Origin of the sequence: Streptomyces sp. NPDC006743, from assembly GCF_040703815.1 — a bacterium.
Classification (GTDB): domain Bacteria; phylum Actinomycetota; class Actinomycetes; order Streptomycetales; family Streptomycetaceae; genus Streptomyces.
In genome coordinates, this window is the sequence record NZ_JBEYJA010000006.1 from 198,146 (window position 1) to 212,653 (window position 14,508).

Annotated in this window: 12 protein-coding genes and 3 tRNA genes; 9 read left to right on the forward strand and 6 right to left on the reverse strand. The window is 75.0% G+C overall.

The window, feature by feature from the left end; translation table 11 throughout:
* Positions 1–98: 98 nt before the first annotated feature.
* Together ABZ719_RS08165 and ABZ719_RS08170 are read right to left on the reverse strand one after the other, a co-directional pair.
* The gene (locus ABZ719_RS08165; protein WP_366724374.1) at positions 99–1,574 is read right to left on the reverse strand and encodes an FGGY family carbohydrate kinase; all 1,476 of its coding nucleotides are present in this window, start codon (positions 1,572–1,574) and stop codon (positions 99–101) included.
* A gap of 73 nt (positions 1,575–1,647) precedes the next feature.
* On the reverse strand, positions 1,648–1,950 hold the full coding sequence (locus ABZ719_RS08170) for a YtxH domain-containing protein (RefSeq protein ID WP_366724375.1): 303 nt from the start codon (positions 1,948–1,950) through the stop codon (positions 1,648–1,650).
* Positions 1,951–2,094: 144 nt separating this feature from the next.
* Here ABZ719_RS08170 and ABZ719_RS08175 point away from each other — a divergent pair.
* The 3 genes from ABZ719_RS08175 to ABZ719_RS08185 all read left to right on the forward strand — a co-directional run bounded on the left by ABZ719_RS08175 (position 2,095) and on the right by ABZ719_RS08185 (position 2,530).
* Positions 2,095–2,167, forward strand: a tRNA-Asn gene (locus ABZ719_RS08175).
* A 5-nt stretch (positions 2,168–2,172) separates the two neighbouring features.
* Positions 2,173–2,245 (forward strand) — tRNA-Asn (locus tag ABZ719_RS08180).
* Positions 2,246–2,456: 211 nt separating this feature from the next.
* Positions 2,457–2,530, forward strand: a tRNA-Ile gene (locus tag ABZ719_RS08185).
* A 202-nt stretch (positions 2,531–2,732) separates the two neighbouring features.
* Here the strand turns inward: ABZ719_RS08185 and ABZ719_RS08190 are convergent.
* Together ABZ719_RS08190 and ABZ719_RS08195 are read right to left on the reverse strand one after the other, a co-directional pair.
* A complete protein-coding gene (locus tag ABZ719_RS08190; protein WP_199811557.1) occupies positions 2,733–2,906 on the reverse strand; it encodes a hypothetical protein in 174 nt (57 codons plus the stop codon).
* Between the two features lie 89 nt (positions 2,907–2,995).
* Positions 2,996–3,802 carry an ANTAR domain-containing protein gene (locus ABZ719_RS08195; protein WP_366724376.1) on the reverse strand — a complete coding sequence of 269 codons (807 nt, stop codon included), beginning with the start codon at positions 3,800–3,802 and terminating at the stop codon, positions 2,996–2,998.
* A gap of 226 nt (positions 3,803–4,028) precedes the next feature.
* Between ABZ719_RS08195 and ABZ719_RS08200 the strand changes: the two genes are divergently transcribed.
* Together ABZ719_RS08200 and ABZ719_RS08205 are read left to right on the forward strand one after the other, a co-directional pair.
* Positions 4,029–4,397: an STAS domain-containing protein gene (locus ABZ719_RS08200; RefSeq protein ID WP_366724377.1), complete on the forward strand. Its 369-nt coding sequence runs from the start codon at positions 4,029–4,031 to the stop codon at positions 4,395–4,397.
* A complete protein-coding gene (locus ABZ719_RS08205; protein ID WP_366724378.1) occupies positions 4,394–5,326 on the forward strand; it encodes a sensor histidine kinase in 933 nt (310 codons plus the stop codon). The genes ABZ719_RS08200 and ABZ719_RS08205 overlap by 4 nt, the downstream gene beginning before the upstream one ends.
* A 21-nt stretch (positions 5,327–5,347) precedes the next feature.
* Here ABZ719_RS08205 and ABZ719_RS08210 read toward each other — a convergent pair whose 3' ends face one another.
* The gene (locus tag ABZ719_RS08210; RefSeq protein WP_366724379.1) at positions 5,348–6,385 is read right to left on the reverse strand and encodes a rod shape-determining protein; all 1,038 of its coding nucleotides are present in this window, start codon (positions 6,383–6,385) and stop codon (positions 5,348–5,350) included.
* Positions 6,386–6,708: 323 nt separating this feature from the next.
* On the opposite strand from ABZ719_RS08210, the gene ABZ719_RS08215 reads away from it, so the two are divergent.
* Together ABZ719_RS08215 and ABZ719_RS08220 are read left to right on the forward strand one after the other, a co-directional pair.
* Positions 6,709–10,383, forward strand: a complete 3,675-nt coding sequence (locus tag ABZ719_RS08215; RefSeq protein ID WP_366724380.1) for a S8 family serine peptidase — start codon at positions 6,709–6,711, stop codon at positions 10,381–10,383.
* Between the two features lie 682 nt (positions 10,384–11,065).
* On the forward strand, positions 11,066–12,070 hold the full coding sequence (locus tag ABZ719_RS08220) for a hypothetical protein (protein WP_366724381.1): 1,005 nt from the start codon (positions 11,066–11,068) through the stop codon (positions 12,068–12,070).
* 68 nt (positions 12,071–12,138) lie between these two features.
* Here ABZ719_RS08220 and ABZ719_RS08225 read toward each other — a convergent pair whose 3' ends face one another.
* Positions 12,139–12,741 carry a hypothetical protein gene (locus ABZ719_RS08225; protein WP_366724382.1) on the reverse strand — a complete coding sequence of 201 codons (603 nt, stop codon included), beginning with the start codon at positions 12,739–12,741 and terminating at the stop codon, positions 12,139–12,141.
* A 132-nt stretch (positions 12,742–12,873) separates the two neighbouring features.
* Between ABZ719_RS08225 and ABZ719_RS08230 the strand changes: the two genes are divergently transcribed.
* Entirely contained in the window at positions 12,874–13,647 is a 774-nt protein-coding gene (locus ABZ719_RS08230) for an IclR family transcriptional regulator (RefSeq protein WP_037854245.1), read from the forward strand.
* Complete coding sequence (locus ABZ719_RS08235) at positions 13,644–14,507, forward strand: SMP-30/gluconolactonase/LRE family protein (protein WP_366724383.1); 864 nt, start codon at positions 13,644–13,646, stop codon at positions 14,505–14,507. The genes ABZ719_RS08230 and ABZ719_RS08235 overlap by 4 nt, the downstream gene beginning before the upstream one ends.
* The last annotated feature ends 1 nt before the right edge of the window (position 14,508 follow it).

Sequence of the window (14,508 nt, forward strand, 5' to 3'; positions counted from 1 at the left end):
GCCGACGCGCCGTCAGCCGGGAGACCGTGCGAGGGGTCCCGTTTCGTCGTACGTGCGGTTGTCCGCAGATGCTTTCTGCTGTTTGTCCGATCTGCGGCTCATGCGGTGAACGTACCGGGTTGCGCGGTGAAGGCACCCGGATGGGTCTGCTCCCGCACCGCCACGTACTGCTGACGGACCGCCTGGCCCACCGCCAGGTCCTCACCGGGCTCCAGGACCTGCGCGGCCGCGCCCTGCCAGGCCGGCGGGGTGCGCGGATCGAGGGTGCCCTGCGAGACGCCGAGCGCCCAGGCCGCCTGCCGGGCGGCACCGATCGCCGCGTAGTCCGCGGGCTGCGGCACGACGACCTGCGCGCCGAACAGCGAGGGCGCCGCCGCCTGCACCGCGGGCAGCTCGGCGGCCTGCCCGAGCAGGAAGACCCGCCGCACCTCCACCCCCCGGCCGCGCAGCACGTCCAGCGCGTCCGCGAGCCCGCACAGCATGCCCTCGAACGCGGCCCGCGCCAGGTGCTCCGGCTTCATCGACTCGCGCCGCAGACCCGCCAGCGTCCCGGCGGTGTGCGGCAGCGCGGGCGTCCGCTCGCCCTCCAGGTACGGCAGCAGGACGAGCCCGTGGGCACCCGGGGTCGACTTCATCGCCAGCTCGGACAGGGCCTCCGGGTCGGGCAGCCCCAGCAGTTCGGCGGTGCCGCGCAGCGCCCGTACGGCGTTCAGCGTGGTGACCACCGGCAGGTGCATGCCGGTCGCGTCGGCCAGCGAGGTGATCATCCCGGTCTGGTCCACCAGCGCCTCGGGATGCACGGCCATCACCGACCCCGAGGCGCCCAGCGAGACCACCGCGTCCCCGAGCCCCAGTCCCAGACCGAAGGCGGCGGCCATGGTCTCCCCGGTCCCGGCCGAGATCAGCAGTCCCTCCGGCGTCGTACCGGCCGCCTCGGCCGGGCCGATCACCTCGGGCAGGACCGCCTGGTGGCCGAGCGCCAGCTCGACCAGATCGGGGCGGTAGGCGCCGGTGGCGGCGGACCAGTAGCCGGTGCCGGAGGCGCCGCCGCGGTCGGTGGTGCGCCGCACCGGACGGCCCAGCAGCTGCCACACCAGCCAGTCGTGCGCCTGCATCAGCACGGCGACCCGGCCGGCCGCCTCCGGCTCGTTCTTCGCCAGCCAGCGCAGTTTCGTCACCGGCTGCGCGGCCTGCGGCACACAGCCGACCGCCTGCGCCCACGCCTCCCGGCCGCCGAGCGAGTCGACCAGATCCGCCGCGGAGACCTGGGCCCGCCGGTCGCCGCCGACCAGCGCGGGGCGGACCGTGCCGCCCTGCGCGTCGAGCGGGACCAGCGCGTTCTGCTGGGCGGAGACGCCGATCGCCTGCACGCCCTCCAGCAGTCCGCCGCCCGCGGCCTCCCCGAGCGACAGCAGCCAGGCCTGTGGATCGACGTCGGCGGGGCGCCCCCCTCCTTCGGGGCTCTCCACCGGATGCGGCGCGTAGCCCTGCCGGAGCACGGCGCCCGTGTCCGTGTCACAGACCACGATGCGAGTGAAATCGGGCGAACTGTCCAACCCGGCGACTATCCCCATGCCGAAAATTCTGCCGCATCGCCGCGGCCGCCCGGGCCGGGGGCGGGAAGTCGCCGGGGGAACCGGCGGCGCGTCACGTGTTGCTGGTGCCCCAGTCGTCGGCGCCGTCGCGGCCCGTGCGCTCGCGCAGGGAGCGGACCCGCTGGGCGACCGAGTCCGGGACGCGGTCGCCGACCTTCTCGCTCACCGCGTGGTACGCCTTGCCCGCGAACTGCCTCCCCTGCTGCGCGGCGGTCTCCGCGGTGTTGCGCACGGCCGGGTTCTGCGCCACCTGGCGCGCGGACTTGCGGAGCTGCTCGTAGCGCTCACGTCCCGCCTTCGTGCCCAGTACGTAACCCACGGCCAGCCCTGCGATGAACACGAGCCGGTAGCGCATGGTGCCACCCTTCCTTGCCTCGACGTCGGAGCCCGGGGGAACCGATTGGCGGAGCACCCCCCTGCTTGCGCTAATGTATGTGTCGCAGCGAGCGCGCGCTCCCCGGGGACTACCCCGGAAGACGCGTTCGATGCGACGAGGCATTCCTCCGTAGCTCAATTGGCAGAGCAGCCGGCTGTTAACCGGCAGGTTACTGGTTCGAGTCCAGTCGGGGGAGCTCGGTCCTCCGTAGCTCAATTGGCAGAGCAGCCGGCTGTTAACCGGCAGGTTACTGGTTCGAGTCCAGTCGGGGGAGCATGCTGAACGAGGGCCCTTCGGGGTCCTTTTTCATGTCCGGCTCCGGGCACGGGTACCCGCCAAACCTGTGTTCGGGGGAACCGCCGTGACCTCGCAGGAGTCCTCAAGGTCAGGAAGGACCGCAGCGAGCGACCATGGCGAAGCAGGAGATCGTATGAGCGGCTATGCTGCGGCAGACGGCGCGCACACGTGTACGCGACGCGCCGGACGGGGCGGTAGCTCAGCCGGTTAGAGCAGCGGACTCATAATCCGTCGGCCGTGGGTTCGAGTCCCACCCGCCCCACCGGGCGTTACGCGGGCAGAAGCGTTTCTACCTGCGAGGACGCGAACGCGAGGGTCGCCGCGCTGATGCGGCGGCCCTCGTTCACTCGCTCGGGTCAGGACGGTACCCGCCCGGGCCAGGGCGACGGGGCACGGATCCCGGGACGGGCCCGGCCGTGAGCCGGGCCGGCCGCGGGGCGGCCCGTGGACGGCGGGTCAGGAACTCACGGGCGGCGGCCGTCCTCCGCGTCGGCGGCGTCGGCCGTCTCCGGGAGGTCGTCGCGGTCGCCCTCGGCCTGGGAAGGCGTCGGGTAGGGCGTGTCCGGGGCCTCGGCGGTGCGCCGGGCGTCGTTGTCGTCCCGCTCGCCCTCGGCCTGGGAGGGGGTGTGCTCTCGCATGGTGACTCCTGCGGACGGGGTGGCCACTCGCCCCGCCGGGTACCCGTCCCGGCCCGGAACGGAACGTCCGCGCGCCCCAGGGCTCCTCGTCAGCGGGCCACGGGACCGGCCGGACCGGTGCCCGTCGTCCGTACGACCGCCGAACGCAGCGCCGCGCGGATCTCCTCCGGGGGAGCGGGGCCGTCCGGCTGCGCTCCCGCGGTGACCGCGGCGGCCACCGTCCGCAGCTTGGTGTTGGACCGCTGGGAGGCCTCGCGGAGGATGTCCCAGGCCTGCTGCGGGGTGCAGGCGTGGGCGGCCATCAGGATGCCGCGCGCCTGGTCGATCACCGGCCGGGAGACGAGGGCACGGCGCAGTTGCCGCACCTCCTCCTCCAGCTCCAGCAGCCGCTCCGTGCGCTCGTCGGCCACGGCGGAGGGCACCGGCGCGGGCAGCGCGGGCGTGCGGCGGGCGCGCGCGAGGGGCGGATCCGCGGTGGGCGCCTCCGTGGCGGGTGCCTGCTCGCAGGACTCGGGCTCGCGGGGCGGCGGGACGGTGCGGCCGAGCGGGTCGGTGGTGTCCAGGCCGGCCAGTTCCAGCACCCGGCGCGGCTGCCCCGTCCAGCCGGTCGCCGTCACCCGGGCGGGCGCCGTGCGGCCGTACGCGTCGAGGACGTCCAGGAACTCCAGTCCGGCCGAGTCCATGAACGTCACGGCGGCCATGTCCAGGTCGACGCGGCCCATTCCCGCGGGCAGGCGGGCCAGGGTCGTGGCCAGGACGTCCGCGCAGCCGTGGACCAGTTCCCCGCGCGGGGTGAGCGAGGCCCGGCCGTCCGGGTCCGTGCGGACACCGATGGTCAGGGTGCGGGCCAGTGCGCTGAGCCGTCGAGCGAGAGGTGCTGGTGCCGCTGAGGTCATGTCCCCGCCTTGTTCCGTCCCCGCCTTGTTCCGTCCCGGCCGTGCCCGTGCTGCCACGGTCCTGGCGCCGGTGTGCGGGACCGCGCGTGACGGCGCGGGGCCGCTCGGTCACCGGCGGCGCTGACGTCCGCCTGCCCGGTGGGCGGCTCCCTACACATGGCGGCGGCCCCAGGGCGTACTGTTCTCCCGTTCGTCGACGACCGTTCAGGGGCGACAGGGAGACGGCGTGGACCTTCCTTACCGTGAGCCGGCATCGCCGGACCCTGCTCTCGCGGACACCGCCGCACCCGTGCTGGCGGTGTCCCCGCTGGCCGGGCGCGCGGGGGTGCGGGCGGCGGGCGAGGTGAGCCTGGCCACCCGAGGGGTATGGGAGCGCGTGCTGGAACAGGCGCTGAGCGGAGGTGAGGACGTGTACCGCCTGGAGCTTTCGGACGTGACGTTCGTCGACGTGGCCGGCGCCGGCGCGCTCGCGGACGCCGCCCGGCGGCTCGGGCCCGGCCGCCGCATGGTGCTGCACCGTCCGCCGCCCGCGCTGCCCCGGCTGCTGGAGCTGTTCTGGCCGGGACTGCCGGGGATCGAGGTGACGGCCTCGTGACCGCGACGGCCCGCCCCTTCGTCCACCCCGCTCTCTTCTACCGCGACGAGCAGGAGTACCTCGCCGGCACCGTGCCCTTCGTACGGGCCGCGCTGGAGGCCGGTGAGCCGGTCGCCGTCGCCGTCCCGGGCGAGAACCTGAGACTGATCGAGGCCGAACTGGGCGCCGCCGCACGGCAGGTGCGGCTGCTGGACATGCGGGAGGCCGGCCGCAATCCCGGGCGGATCATCCCCGGTGTCCTGCGTGCCTTCGCCGACGCCCAGCCCTCCGGCCGCCGGGTGCGCATCATCGGCGAGCCGATCTGGGCCGGACGCAGCCCGGCCGAGTACCCGGCCTGCGCCCAGCACGAGGCGCTCATCAACGCGGCGTTCGAGGGCCGCGAGGTGACCATCCTGTGCCCCTACGACGCCGTACGCCTGGACGAGCGGGTCCTCGCCGACGCGCACGCCACCCACCCCGTGGTCATCCCCGCCGGTGCCGCGGGCGAGCGGGCCAGCGGCGCGTACGACCCGGCGGACGTCGTCGACCGGTACAACGAGCCGCTGCCCGCCGCCCCGCAGGCCCTGGCCTTCCGCTTCACCGCCGAGACCCTCTCGCAGGCGCGGCACGTCGCCGTCGCCGAGGGCGCGCGGCTCGGGCTGACCGGGACCCGGCTGGAGGACCTCGCGCTGGTGGCGGCCGAACTGACCACCAACAGCGTGGTGCACGGCGGCGGCCGGGGCGAGGTGCGGGTGTGGGCCGCGGACGGCCAGGTGCTGTGCGAGGTGCGCGACGCGGGGCGCCTGGCGGACCCGCTGGCCGGGCGCAGGCCCGCGGCCCGCGACCAGCGCGGCGGACGCGGCCTGTTGATGGTCAACCTGCTGGCCGACCTCGTCCGCCTGCACGCCGGCGGCGAGGGCACCACGGTCCGCGCCTGGCTCACCCCCTGAGCCCGGCGCACAGGCAGGGCCTCACGCCCCCAGCGGGTCCAGGACCAGCGGTTCGATCCGGCCCTCCAGCATGTCGCCCAGGCCCTGCACCGCGCACACGTCGGGGCGTTCGGCGATGTGCACCGGCATGCCCGTGGCCCGGCGCAGCATCTGGTCGAGGCCGGGCAGCAGCGCGGAGCCGCCGACCATCATGATGCCGCGGTCGGCGAGGTCGGCCACCAGGTCGGGCGGGCACTCCCGCAGCACCTTGTAGATGCCGTCGAGCACGGCGGTCAGCGGTGTCTGGATGGCCTCCCGCACGGCGGCGGTGTCCACGAGGACGGACCGGGCGAGACCGGTGGCCACGTCCCGGCCGTGGATCTCGGTGGCCGCCGGACCGTGCGCGGTCAGCCCGTTGTCGTGCAGGGCGAGTTGCAGCGGCCGCACGGACTGGCTGGGCAGCACCAGCGCGTGTTCCTGGCGCAGGTGCTGCACGATCGCGTGGTCGACCGCCTCCCCGCCCACGGGCATCCGTACGGCGGCGACGATCGAACCGAGGGAGAGGACGGCCACCTGGGTCGCGGCCGCGCCGCACACCATGATCATGGTGGCCTCGGGCCGTTCCACGGGCAGTCCGCAGCCGACGGCCGCGGCGATGAGCGTGTCGACGAGTTCGACCCGGCGGGCACCGAGGCCGACCAGCGTCTCCACGGTGGCGCGCCGGGCCAGCGGGTCGGCGTCGTGCGGGGTGCAGGCCGCGGCCCGCAGCCGGGCCTTGCGGCGCAGCGCGCGGCGCATCTTGTCGCCGAGCAGGTGCCGCAGCATGCGCTGCGCCATCTCGATGTCGATGACCGTGCCGCCGGAGACCGGGCGGACCACGCGGATGTAGTCGGGGGTGCGGCCCGTCATCCGCTCGGCGAACTCACCGACCGCGATCAGCGCACCGGTACGGGTGTTGACGGCGGCGACCGAGGGCTGGTCGACGACGACCCCGGCACCCTTGACGTACACACGGGTCCGGGCCGCCCCCAGATCGACGGCGACATGGCAGCGGCGCAACTGCTCCAGACTGGCGGTCATGGCTGATCCTCCCGAGAGCGCGGACCGTGGCGGTCGCCGGGCGGCGGCCTCTTTCGCATCGTGCGCGGCACGGGGGAGCGGGCGCCTGTTCAAGGGGGCCGGGCGGGGTGCCGCTGGACGAGTGCATTTGGTGGCGGTCCGCCGAATGAACGCCGGATAAGCGTAAAGTGGGCGGCCTTGTCCTGGCGGGAACCTGCCACGGCAGCCATCCGCCAGCCCTCGTCAACTCCCTTGCCGCACAAGTCTCCTGACACTCTTCGCAGCGCTCGATGCAGCACTCGACGCACCGTTCGACGCAGCTTCCGAAACGAAGAGAGGCACGGATGAGCAGAGGACCAGGCAGACGGAGAGCGCCCCTCCTGTCGGCCGGGCTCGTGATCGCCCTGCTGCCCGCCGGGCAGGCCGTCGCCCAGCAGGCCGCCGCCCCCCGCCCCGCCGCCGCCCCGGGAGCCACCGGAGCGGCGAAGCCGGACGCCGCCCGCACCGTCACCCTCGTCACCGGCGACCGGGTCACCCTCACCCCGCTCGGCGGCGGCCGGAGCACGGTCACGGTGCGGCGGCCCGCCGGGGCCGTCGGCGCCGTGCGGACCAGCGTGGCCGACGGCACCGTCACCGTCGTACCGGACGAGGCACGGCCCTATCTGCGGGCGGGCCGGCTCGACCCGCGGCTGTTCGACGTCAGCGAGCTGCTGCGCCAGGGGCTCGGCGACCGGAGCACCGGCGAGCTGCCGCTGATCGTGACCTACGGCAAGGGACAGGCGATGCGCACCCCGCGCGGCGCCGAGCGGACACGGAACCTCGCCAGCGTGCACGGCGCCGCCGTGGAAGCGGACAAGGGGCGGGTGTTCTGGCGGGAGTTCGCCCGGCCGGGCACGGCGCGCGGCCTGTCGGCGCAGGGCGTCGAGAAGGTCTGGCTGGACGGCCGGGTCAGCGCCGACATGGCCGAGTCCAACGCCCAGATCGGCACGCCCAAGGCGTGGGAGGCCGGGCTGACCGGCAAGGGCGTCACCGTCGCCGTCCTCGACACGGGCGTCGACACCACCCACCCCGACCTCGCCGGACGGGTCACGCAGACCAGGAGTTTCATCCCCGGCGAGGAGGTCGCCGACCGCAACGGCCACGGCACCCACGTCACCTCCACCGTCGGCGGCAGCGGCGCCGCCTCCGGCGGCAAGGAGAAGGGCGTCGCCCCCGACGCCACGCTCGCCGTCGGCAAGGTCCTCGACGACCAGGGCACCGGCAGCGAGTCGCAGATCATCGCCGGCATGGAGTGGGCCGCGCGGGACGTGCACGCGCGGATCGTGTCCATGTCGCTGGGCTCCACCGAGGCCAGCGACGGCACCGACCCGATGGCGCAGGCCGTCAACACCCTGACCGCGCAGACCGGCGCGCTCTTCGTGATCGCCGCCGGGAACACCGGAGCGCCCTCCTCCATCGGCTCGCCCGGCGCCGCCGACGCGGCCCTGACCGTCTCCGCGGTCGACTCCGCCGACCAGGCCGCCTACTTCACCAGCGCCGGACCCCGCCTGGGCGACAACGCCCTCAAGCCCGACCTCGCGGCCCCCGGCGTCGACATCCTCGCCGCCCGCTCGCGCCTCACCGAGGGCAGCGGCGACTACACGACCATGAGCGGTACGTCCATGGCGACGCCGCACGTCGCCGGGGTCGCCGCGCTGCTCGCCCAGGAACACCCCGACTGGAGCGCGGCCCGGCTCAAGGACGCGCTGATGTCGACGTCGGAGCGGCTGGACGCCTCCGCCTACACGCTGGGCGCGGGCCGGGTCAGCGTGCCCGACGCGGTGGCCGCCGAGGTCACCGCCACCGGCAGCGCCGACCTCGGCTTCTACGGCTGGCCCTACGACGGGAACAAGCCGGTCACCCGCACCGTCACCTACACCAACTCCGGCGACGAGCCCGTCGGGCTGACGCTGTCCGTGCAGGGTGCCCCCGACGGCGTGGCCACCCTCGCCGACGCGTCGCTGACCGTGCCCGCCCACGGCACCGCCTCCACCACCGTCACCGGTGACGGCGCGAAGGCGCCGGTGGGGACCACCAGCGGGCAGATCGTGGCCTCGGCCGCCGGCACCCCCGTCGCGCACACCGCGTTCGGGCTGGTCAAGGAGGACGAGCGCTACACCCTCACCGTGCACGTCAAGGACCGGTCCGGTGCCGCCACCGCCGCCGACCTCGCCGTGCAGCAACTCGCCGCGGGAGCCGACCCGTTCAGCGCCCACGTCGACGACTCCGGCACCCTGCGGCTGCGGCTGGAGCCGGGCACCTACAGCGTCACCTCCTTCCTCGACGTGCGCGGCAGCCACGGCGCCGACTCCCTCGGGCTCGGCTTCCTCGCCGCCCCCGAGATCACCCTCGGCCAGGACCGCGAGATCACCCTGGACGGGCGCCGGCTGCGCGAGGTCCGCGCCGACGTCGGCCGCCGCACCGAACAGCGGCAGCTCCTCATGGAGTACGACCGCAAGGCCGGCGGCTCCGACCTGTTCGGCGCCGTCCAGGTGCCCCTGATGTACGACAGCGTCTTCGCGGCACCGACGACGCCGGTGAAGCAGGGCAGTTTCGAGTACCGGACCGTGTGGCGGCTCGGCAAGCCCCTCCTGGAGGTCAAGGGGATCGGCGACGCCCTCGTCCAGGCGGGCAGCACCCTGACCGAGGGCCGCAGCAGGCTCCCGCTGGTCGACGTCGGCACCGGGGACTTCACCGGCTCGGACGTGCGCGGCAAGGCGGTCCTGGCCCGGCTCCCGGAGGGCGGCGACCCCGCCGCCCTCGCCCAGGCCGCACAGGACGCGGGCGTGCGGGCGCTGTTCGTGACCGACGACGCGCCCGGCCGGCTCAGCCTGTGGTGGGGCACCGACGACAACGCCGACCGCCCGCTCCAGATCGCCTCGGTCAACGCCGCCGACGCAGCCCGGCTGCGCGCCGCCCACCGCGTCGACATGACCGGCACCCCCCGCACCCCCTACGTCTACGACCTCTCGGAGGGCCACCCGGGCGCCGTCCCCGACCGTGACCTGACCTACCGGCCGGACCACCGGCAACTGGCGTCCCTCGACGTGAAGTTCCACGCCGGCCAGGCGGCGGACGGCGGCGAGTTCCGGTACTCGATCACCGACACCTTCCCGGTCGGCATCGGCTTCCAGGAGAGCACCGGCTTCCCGGCCGAGCGGACCGACTATGTCTCCACCGGCCCCGGCCAGCGCTGGCACGAGTCCGTGACGCTCGGCGAGGGCACCCTGGAGGAGCGCAGCGGCCTGGTCCGCTACACCGGCGGCTCGCACGGGGAACTGGACTGGTTCAAGCCCGTCCTGCACCCGTGGCTGGGCACCGGCCTCGGCTGGGGGCAGCAGCGGTCGGGCGACACCATCCGGTTCAACGCCCCCGGCTGGGGCGACTCCGGGCCCGACCACACCGGCTTCGGCGACGTGTGGAGCGCGGACAGCGGCATGACCCAGACCACGGTGGCCTACCTGGACGGCAAGGAGGTCGACCGGGGCGCCAGTTCGGCCGCGTACGTGTGGGACGCGCCCGCCGACGAGCACACCTACAAGCTCGTCACCGACACCGCGCTCGACCCGGCCCGCTGGAAGCTCGCGAGCCGGGGCCACGCCGAGTGGACGTTCCGCTCGGCGGCCACGCCCGGTGACCGGTGGACCGCGCTGCCGCTGATCAACCTCGGCTTCGCCCTGGACACCGACCTCGCGGGCGAGCTGCGGGCCGGCGGCCGGGTCCCGGTGGGCCTGCACGCCGAGTACGTGGCGGGCGCGCCCGGCACCGGCACCATCTCCGAAGGCCGGCTGGACGTCTCGTACGACGAGGGCAGGACGTGGCAGCAGGTGCGGCTCAGCGGCTCCCACGCCTCCTGGAAGGGGACGCTCACCGTGCCGCGCGGCGCGGCCACCGTCTCGCTGCGCGCCTTCGCGGGCGACGACCGGGGCGGGTCCGTGCGGCAGGAGCTCGTCCGGGCCGTGGGGGTGGGGCGGCGCTGAGGCAGCGCGCCCCGGGAGTTCCCGCGCACACGCGGGCGGCGCCGCCTCCCTGGAACGGGGAGGCGGCGCCGCCGTGCTGTCTGCGCTGTCGCTGCCGTCAGACCAGCCAGCCGACGATGTGGATCAGGCCGGCGAGGACGTCAGTGAGGAAGTTCATGATCGTGCGTTCTCCTTGTGTTGCTTCATGTGGGACACGCGCCGGCCACGGTCTGCAGCCCGTCGCTTGCGCACCGTCAGTATCTGCCGCCCCGCCGGCCCCGCACCGATCACTTCTGCGACGATCACCTGTTCCAGGGAACAACTGATCCCTTGTTCGGATCGTCCTACGACTCCCCGCGGTCGCCCGCAGATCGCCGCGCCTCCTGCGGGACCCTCGCGCGAAGACCCCGGGTGTCAGGCCGCCCCGGCTTTCACCCGCGCCCGGTGGGCGCGGATCGCGCGGGTGGCGGCGTTCGGTGGCAGCGCGCACAGCTGGCGCATCCCGTGTTCCGGTTGCGGCGGCGGCGGCGGTTGTTAGCGTGCACCGCGGACCCGTTCGCCCGGACCGTACGCCAGGACTGTTCGTGCGGACCGTTCGTCCGGCCTGTTCGCCCGGACCGTTCGTCCGCTGGAGCCGTGACCCGGCCGGCACGCGCCGCCGGCCGGGTCCGAGAACCGCCCCGCCCCGCAGAAGGAGCCCGCCGTGCCCCGTGTCGCCCTCGCCACCTACGATCCCGGAGCCGCGCCGAACCGCGACCGCGACCTCGGCCCGCTCCTCGGGGCCCTGCGCGCCGCCGGGGCCGACGCCGACGCCGTGCCCTGGGACGACGCGGACGCCGACTGGGCCTCCTACGACCTCGTCGTCATACGGTCGACCTGGGACTACAGCTGGCGCGCCGCGGAGTTCGCGGCGTGGGCCGAGCGGTGCGCGAAGGTGACGCGGCTGGCCAACCCGGCCGCCGTCGTGCGCTGGAACACCGACAAGCGCTACCTCGGGGACCTCGCCGCGGCCGGGGTGCCCGTCGTGCCGACCCGCTACCTCGCACCCGGGGACCCGTGCGGGCCGCGGGACCTGCCCGGCGACCACGACTTCGTCGTCAAACCGGTCTTCGGGGCGGGCGCCCGGTACGCCGCCCGGTACGCGCCCGCCGAGCGGGACACGGCCGCCGCACAGGTGGCGCGCATGCACGCGGAGGGTCTGACCGCGATGGTGCAGCCCTACCTGACCCGCATCGACACCGGCGGGGAGCGGGCGCTGCAGTTCTTCGGCGGCCGGCTGCTGCACGCCAGCCGCAAGCGGGCCGTGCTCTCGCCCGGGACGGCCTTCGACGCCGAGAAGGTGGCCCACCCGGACCTCGAACCGTGGACCCCGACACCCGCCGAACTCGCCGTGGCGCAGCGGGCGCTGGCCGCCGTACCCGGGAAGCCCGAGCTGCTCTACGCCCGCGTCGACCTCGTGGACGGACCGGACGGACCGGACGGGCAGACCGGACTGGACGGACTGGACGGGCAGGGCGGACCGTCGGGGGCGGGCGGGGCGGGCGGCGAGGGCGGGGCGCCGTGCGTCATGGAACTGGAACTGGTCGAGCCGAACCTGTTCCTGTGGCTGCATCCCGGGTCGCGGGAGCGGGTCGTGCGGGACATCCTGGCCGCCGTCCCGGCCCGCCCCGGGCACCCCGCGCGGGCTACGCGCCCGGCTCGTCCTTGACCCGTGTCCGCTGGGGCAGTCCCGGGACGGCCCACGCGCCCCCGCCCGCCCCGGGCGCCCCGCGTGGGTTACGCCCCCGGCCCGTCCCCGATCCGCGTCCGCTGGAGCAGTCCCCAGGTGAACTCCGCGACGACCTCGTGCCGTACGCCCCGTGCGTCGGGCGCGGTGAAGGCCAGTCCCCACCGTGTCGGCGCGGTGCCCTCCAGCGGGCGGGCGGGGGCGAAGGCGCGGGCGGCCTCGTCGACCGTGCAGGACCAGGGGGCGAGGTCGTCGAGCGTCCGCAGGTCAGGGCCGTCGGCCCCGGGGGCGCGGACCAGCCACGCGTTCCAGACCTGGCCGTCGGGGCCGGCCAGCACCTCGAAGCGCAGCCCGGGCCAGAGCGGCAGCGGCCACTGCCGCGCCTCGCAGTCCAGGTCGCCGATGCGGCGGGCGGCCGTGGACTCGGGGGCGCCGAGGACGGAACGGTAACGGGCGGCGGCCGACCGGGCCCGGGGCGAGCGCACCATGGCCTGCCAGCGCTTGTTGGCCTCCCGCATCTCCGCGAGCGACGCCCCCAGCTCCCGCCGGGCGTCCGCGACCAGGTCCGGCTGGTGATCGGCCATGCGCCGCAGCAGCACCAGCTGGAAGTCACGCGCGGTGAAGGGCCCGGACGCGGAGGAGGAGGCAGCCATGCGCACCATCGTCGCGCAGGGGCGCGCCGGCCGCCCCATTGCCCCCGCACCCCGCCATGGCTAGCCTGTGTTCGTCATGCCGATCGCCTGTTGAAATCTCGAACAGGCCTGGATCCAGGGAGGGGACCGGTCGTGGGACGCCTCGTACCTGCCGTGACCCGGGCTCTCGACATACTCGAGCTGTTCCTCGACGGGGACGGCACGCTCTCCGCCCCCGACATCGTGCGCCGGCTCCAGCTGCCGCGCACCACGGTGCACGAGCTGGTCACCACGCTCGCCGCCCGCCAGTACATCGTCCCGGTGACCGGCCAGCCCGGACGCTACCGGCTCGGCGTCCGCCCCTACCAGCTCGGCAGCCGCTACGCCGAGCAGCTCGACCTCGCCGCCGAGGGCCAGCAGGTGGCCCGCGCCGTCGCGGAGACGTGCGACGAGACGGTGCACGTGGCGATCCTGGAGGGCGCCGACGTCATCTACATCGCCAAGGTCGACTCCACGCACGCGGTCCGCATGGTCTCCGCCGCCGGCCGCCGCCTCCCGGCGCACTGCACCTCCGTCGGCAAGATGCTGCTCGCCTCCCTCCCCGAGTCAGCACTGGCCGAACGCGTCCCGGACGGCGCCGAACTGGTCGCGATGACCCCCAACAGCATCACCGATCCCGCCGCGCTGCGCGAGGCCCTGGCCGAGATCCGGCGGCGCGGCCTGGCCGTGGAGAACCGCGAGTCCAACCCCGATGTCAGCTGCGTGGCCGCCCCGGTGCGCGACCGCACCGGCCGGGTGGTCGCGGCCCTGTCCATCTCCGTGCCGATGATCCGCTGGAGCGAGGAGCGCAGGAGCGAGCTGGAGCAGCTCGCCGTGAAGGGCGCGGCCCAGCTCTCGGAGCGCCTCGGCCACCGGAGCGCGGCATGACGGCGACGGCGTACGACGTGGCGGTGGGGGCCCGGGCCGAGCTGGGCGAGGGACCGACGTGGGACCCGGCGCGGGAGCGGCTGATCTGGGTGGACATCCTCTCCTCCCGGGTGCACACCTACGATCCGGCGACCGGCCGGCGTACGGTCCGCACCACGGGCCAGCACGTGGGCGCGGCCAAGCCGCGCGCCGGCGGGGGACTGGTGCTGAACCTGCGCGACGGGGTCGGTCTGGTCGACCCCGGTCCCGAGGGCGCCTTCCGCTGGCTGCACCGGGACCCGGTGCCCGGCCGCCGCGGCAACGACGCCGCCGTGGCGCCCGACGGCTCCCTGTGGGCGGGCACCATGCGCTACGACGAGGCCCCGGGCGGCGGCACCCTGACCCGCTTCACCGGTGACGGCGCGGCCGAGCCGTTCCTGACCGACGTGACGGTGAGCAACGGCACCGGCTGGAGCCCGGACGGCCGCCGGATGTACTACGTGGACACCCCGACCCGCCGGATCGATGTCTTCGACGTGCCGGACGGCGGCCGGCAGCCGGTGAACAGACGGCCGCTGGCGCAGGTGGAGGAGGGCGCCGGCCATCCGGACGGGCTGACCGTCGACGCCGACGGGTGCGTGTGGGTGGCCCTGTGGGACGGCGGCGCGGTCCGGCGCTACACCCCCGACGGCGCGCTGGACCGCGTCGTCACCCTCCCCGTCCCGCGCCCCACCGCCTGCGCCTTCGGCGGCGCGGGCCTGAGCGACCTGTACGTCACCACGGCCCGTACCGGTCTGGCCGCACCGCACCCCCTGGCCGGCTCCCTCCTGGTGGTGCCGGACGCGGGCAGCGGCCTGCCCCAGCCGGCGTTCGCGGGCTGAG

Bases quoted from the DNA above. Each gene is read 5' to 3' on its own strand.
- ABZ719_RS08225 (WP_366724382.1), bottom strand. From the start codon at position 12,741: ATGGCTGCCTCCTCCTCCGCGTCCGGGCCCTTCACCGCGCGTGACTTC.
- ABZ719_RS08165 (WP_366724374.1), bottom strand. From the start codon at position 1,574: ATGGGGATAGTCGCCGGGTTGGACAGTTCGCCCGATTTCACTCGCATC.
- ABZ719_RS08195 (WP_366724376.1), bottom strand. From the start codon at position 3,802: ATGACCTCAGCGGCACCAGCACCTCTCGCTCGACGGCTCAGCGCACTG.
- ABZ719_RS08170 (WP_366724375.1), bottom strand. From the start codon at position 1,950: ATGCGCTACCGGCTCGTGTTCATCGCAGGGCTGGCCGTGGGTTACGTA.
- ABZ719_RS08190 (WP_199811557.1), bottom strand. From the start codon at position 2,906: ATGCGAGAGCACACCCCCTCCCAGGCCGAGGGCGAGCGGGACGACAAC.
- ABZ719_RS08210 (WP_366724379.1), bottom strand. From the start codon at position 6,385: ATGACCGCCAGTCTGGAGCAGTTGCGCCGCTGCCATGTCGCCGTCGAT.
- ABZ719_RS08235 (WP_366724383.1), top strand. From the start codon at position 13,644: ATGACGGCGACGGCGTACGACGTGGCGGTGGGGGCCCGGGCCGAGCTG.
- ABZ719_RS08215 (WP_366724380.1), top strand. From the start codon at position 6,709: ATGAGCAGAGGACCAGGCAGACGGAGAGCGCCCCTCCTGTCGGCCGGG.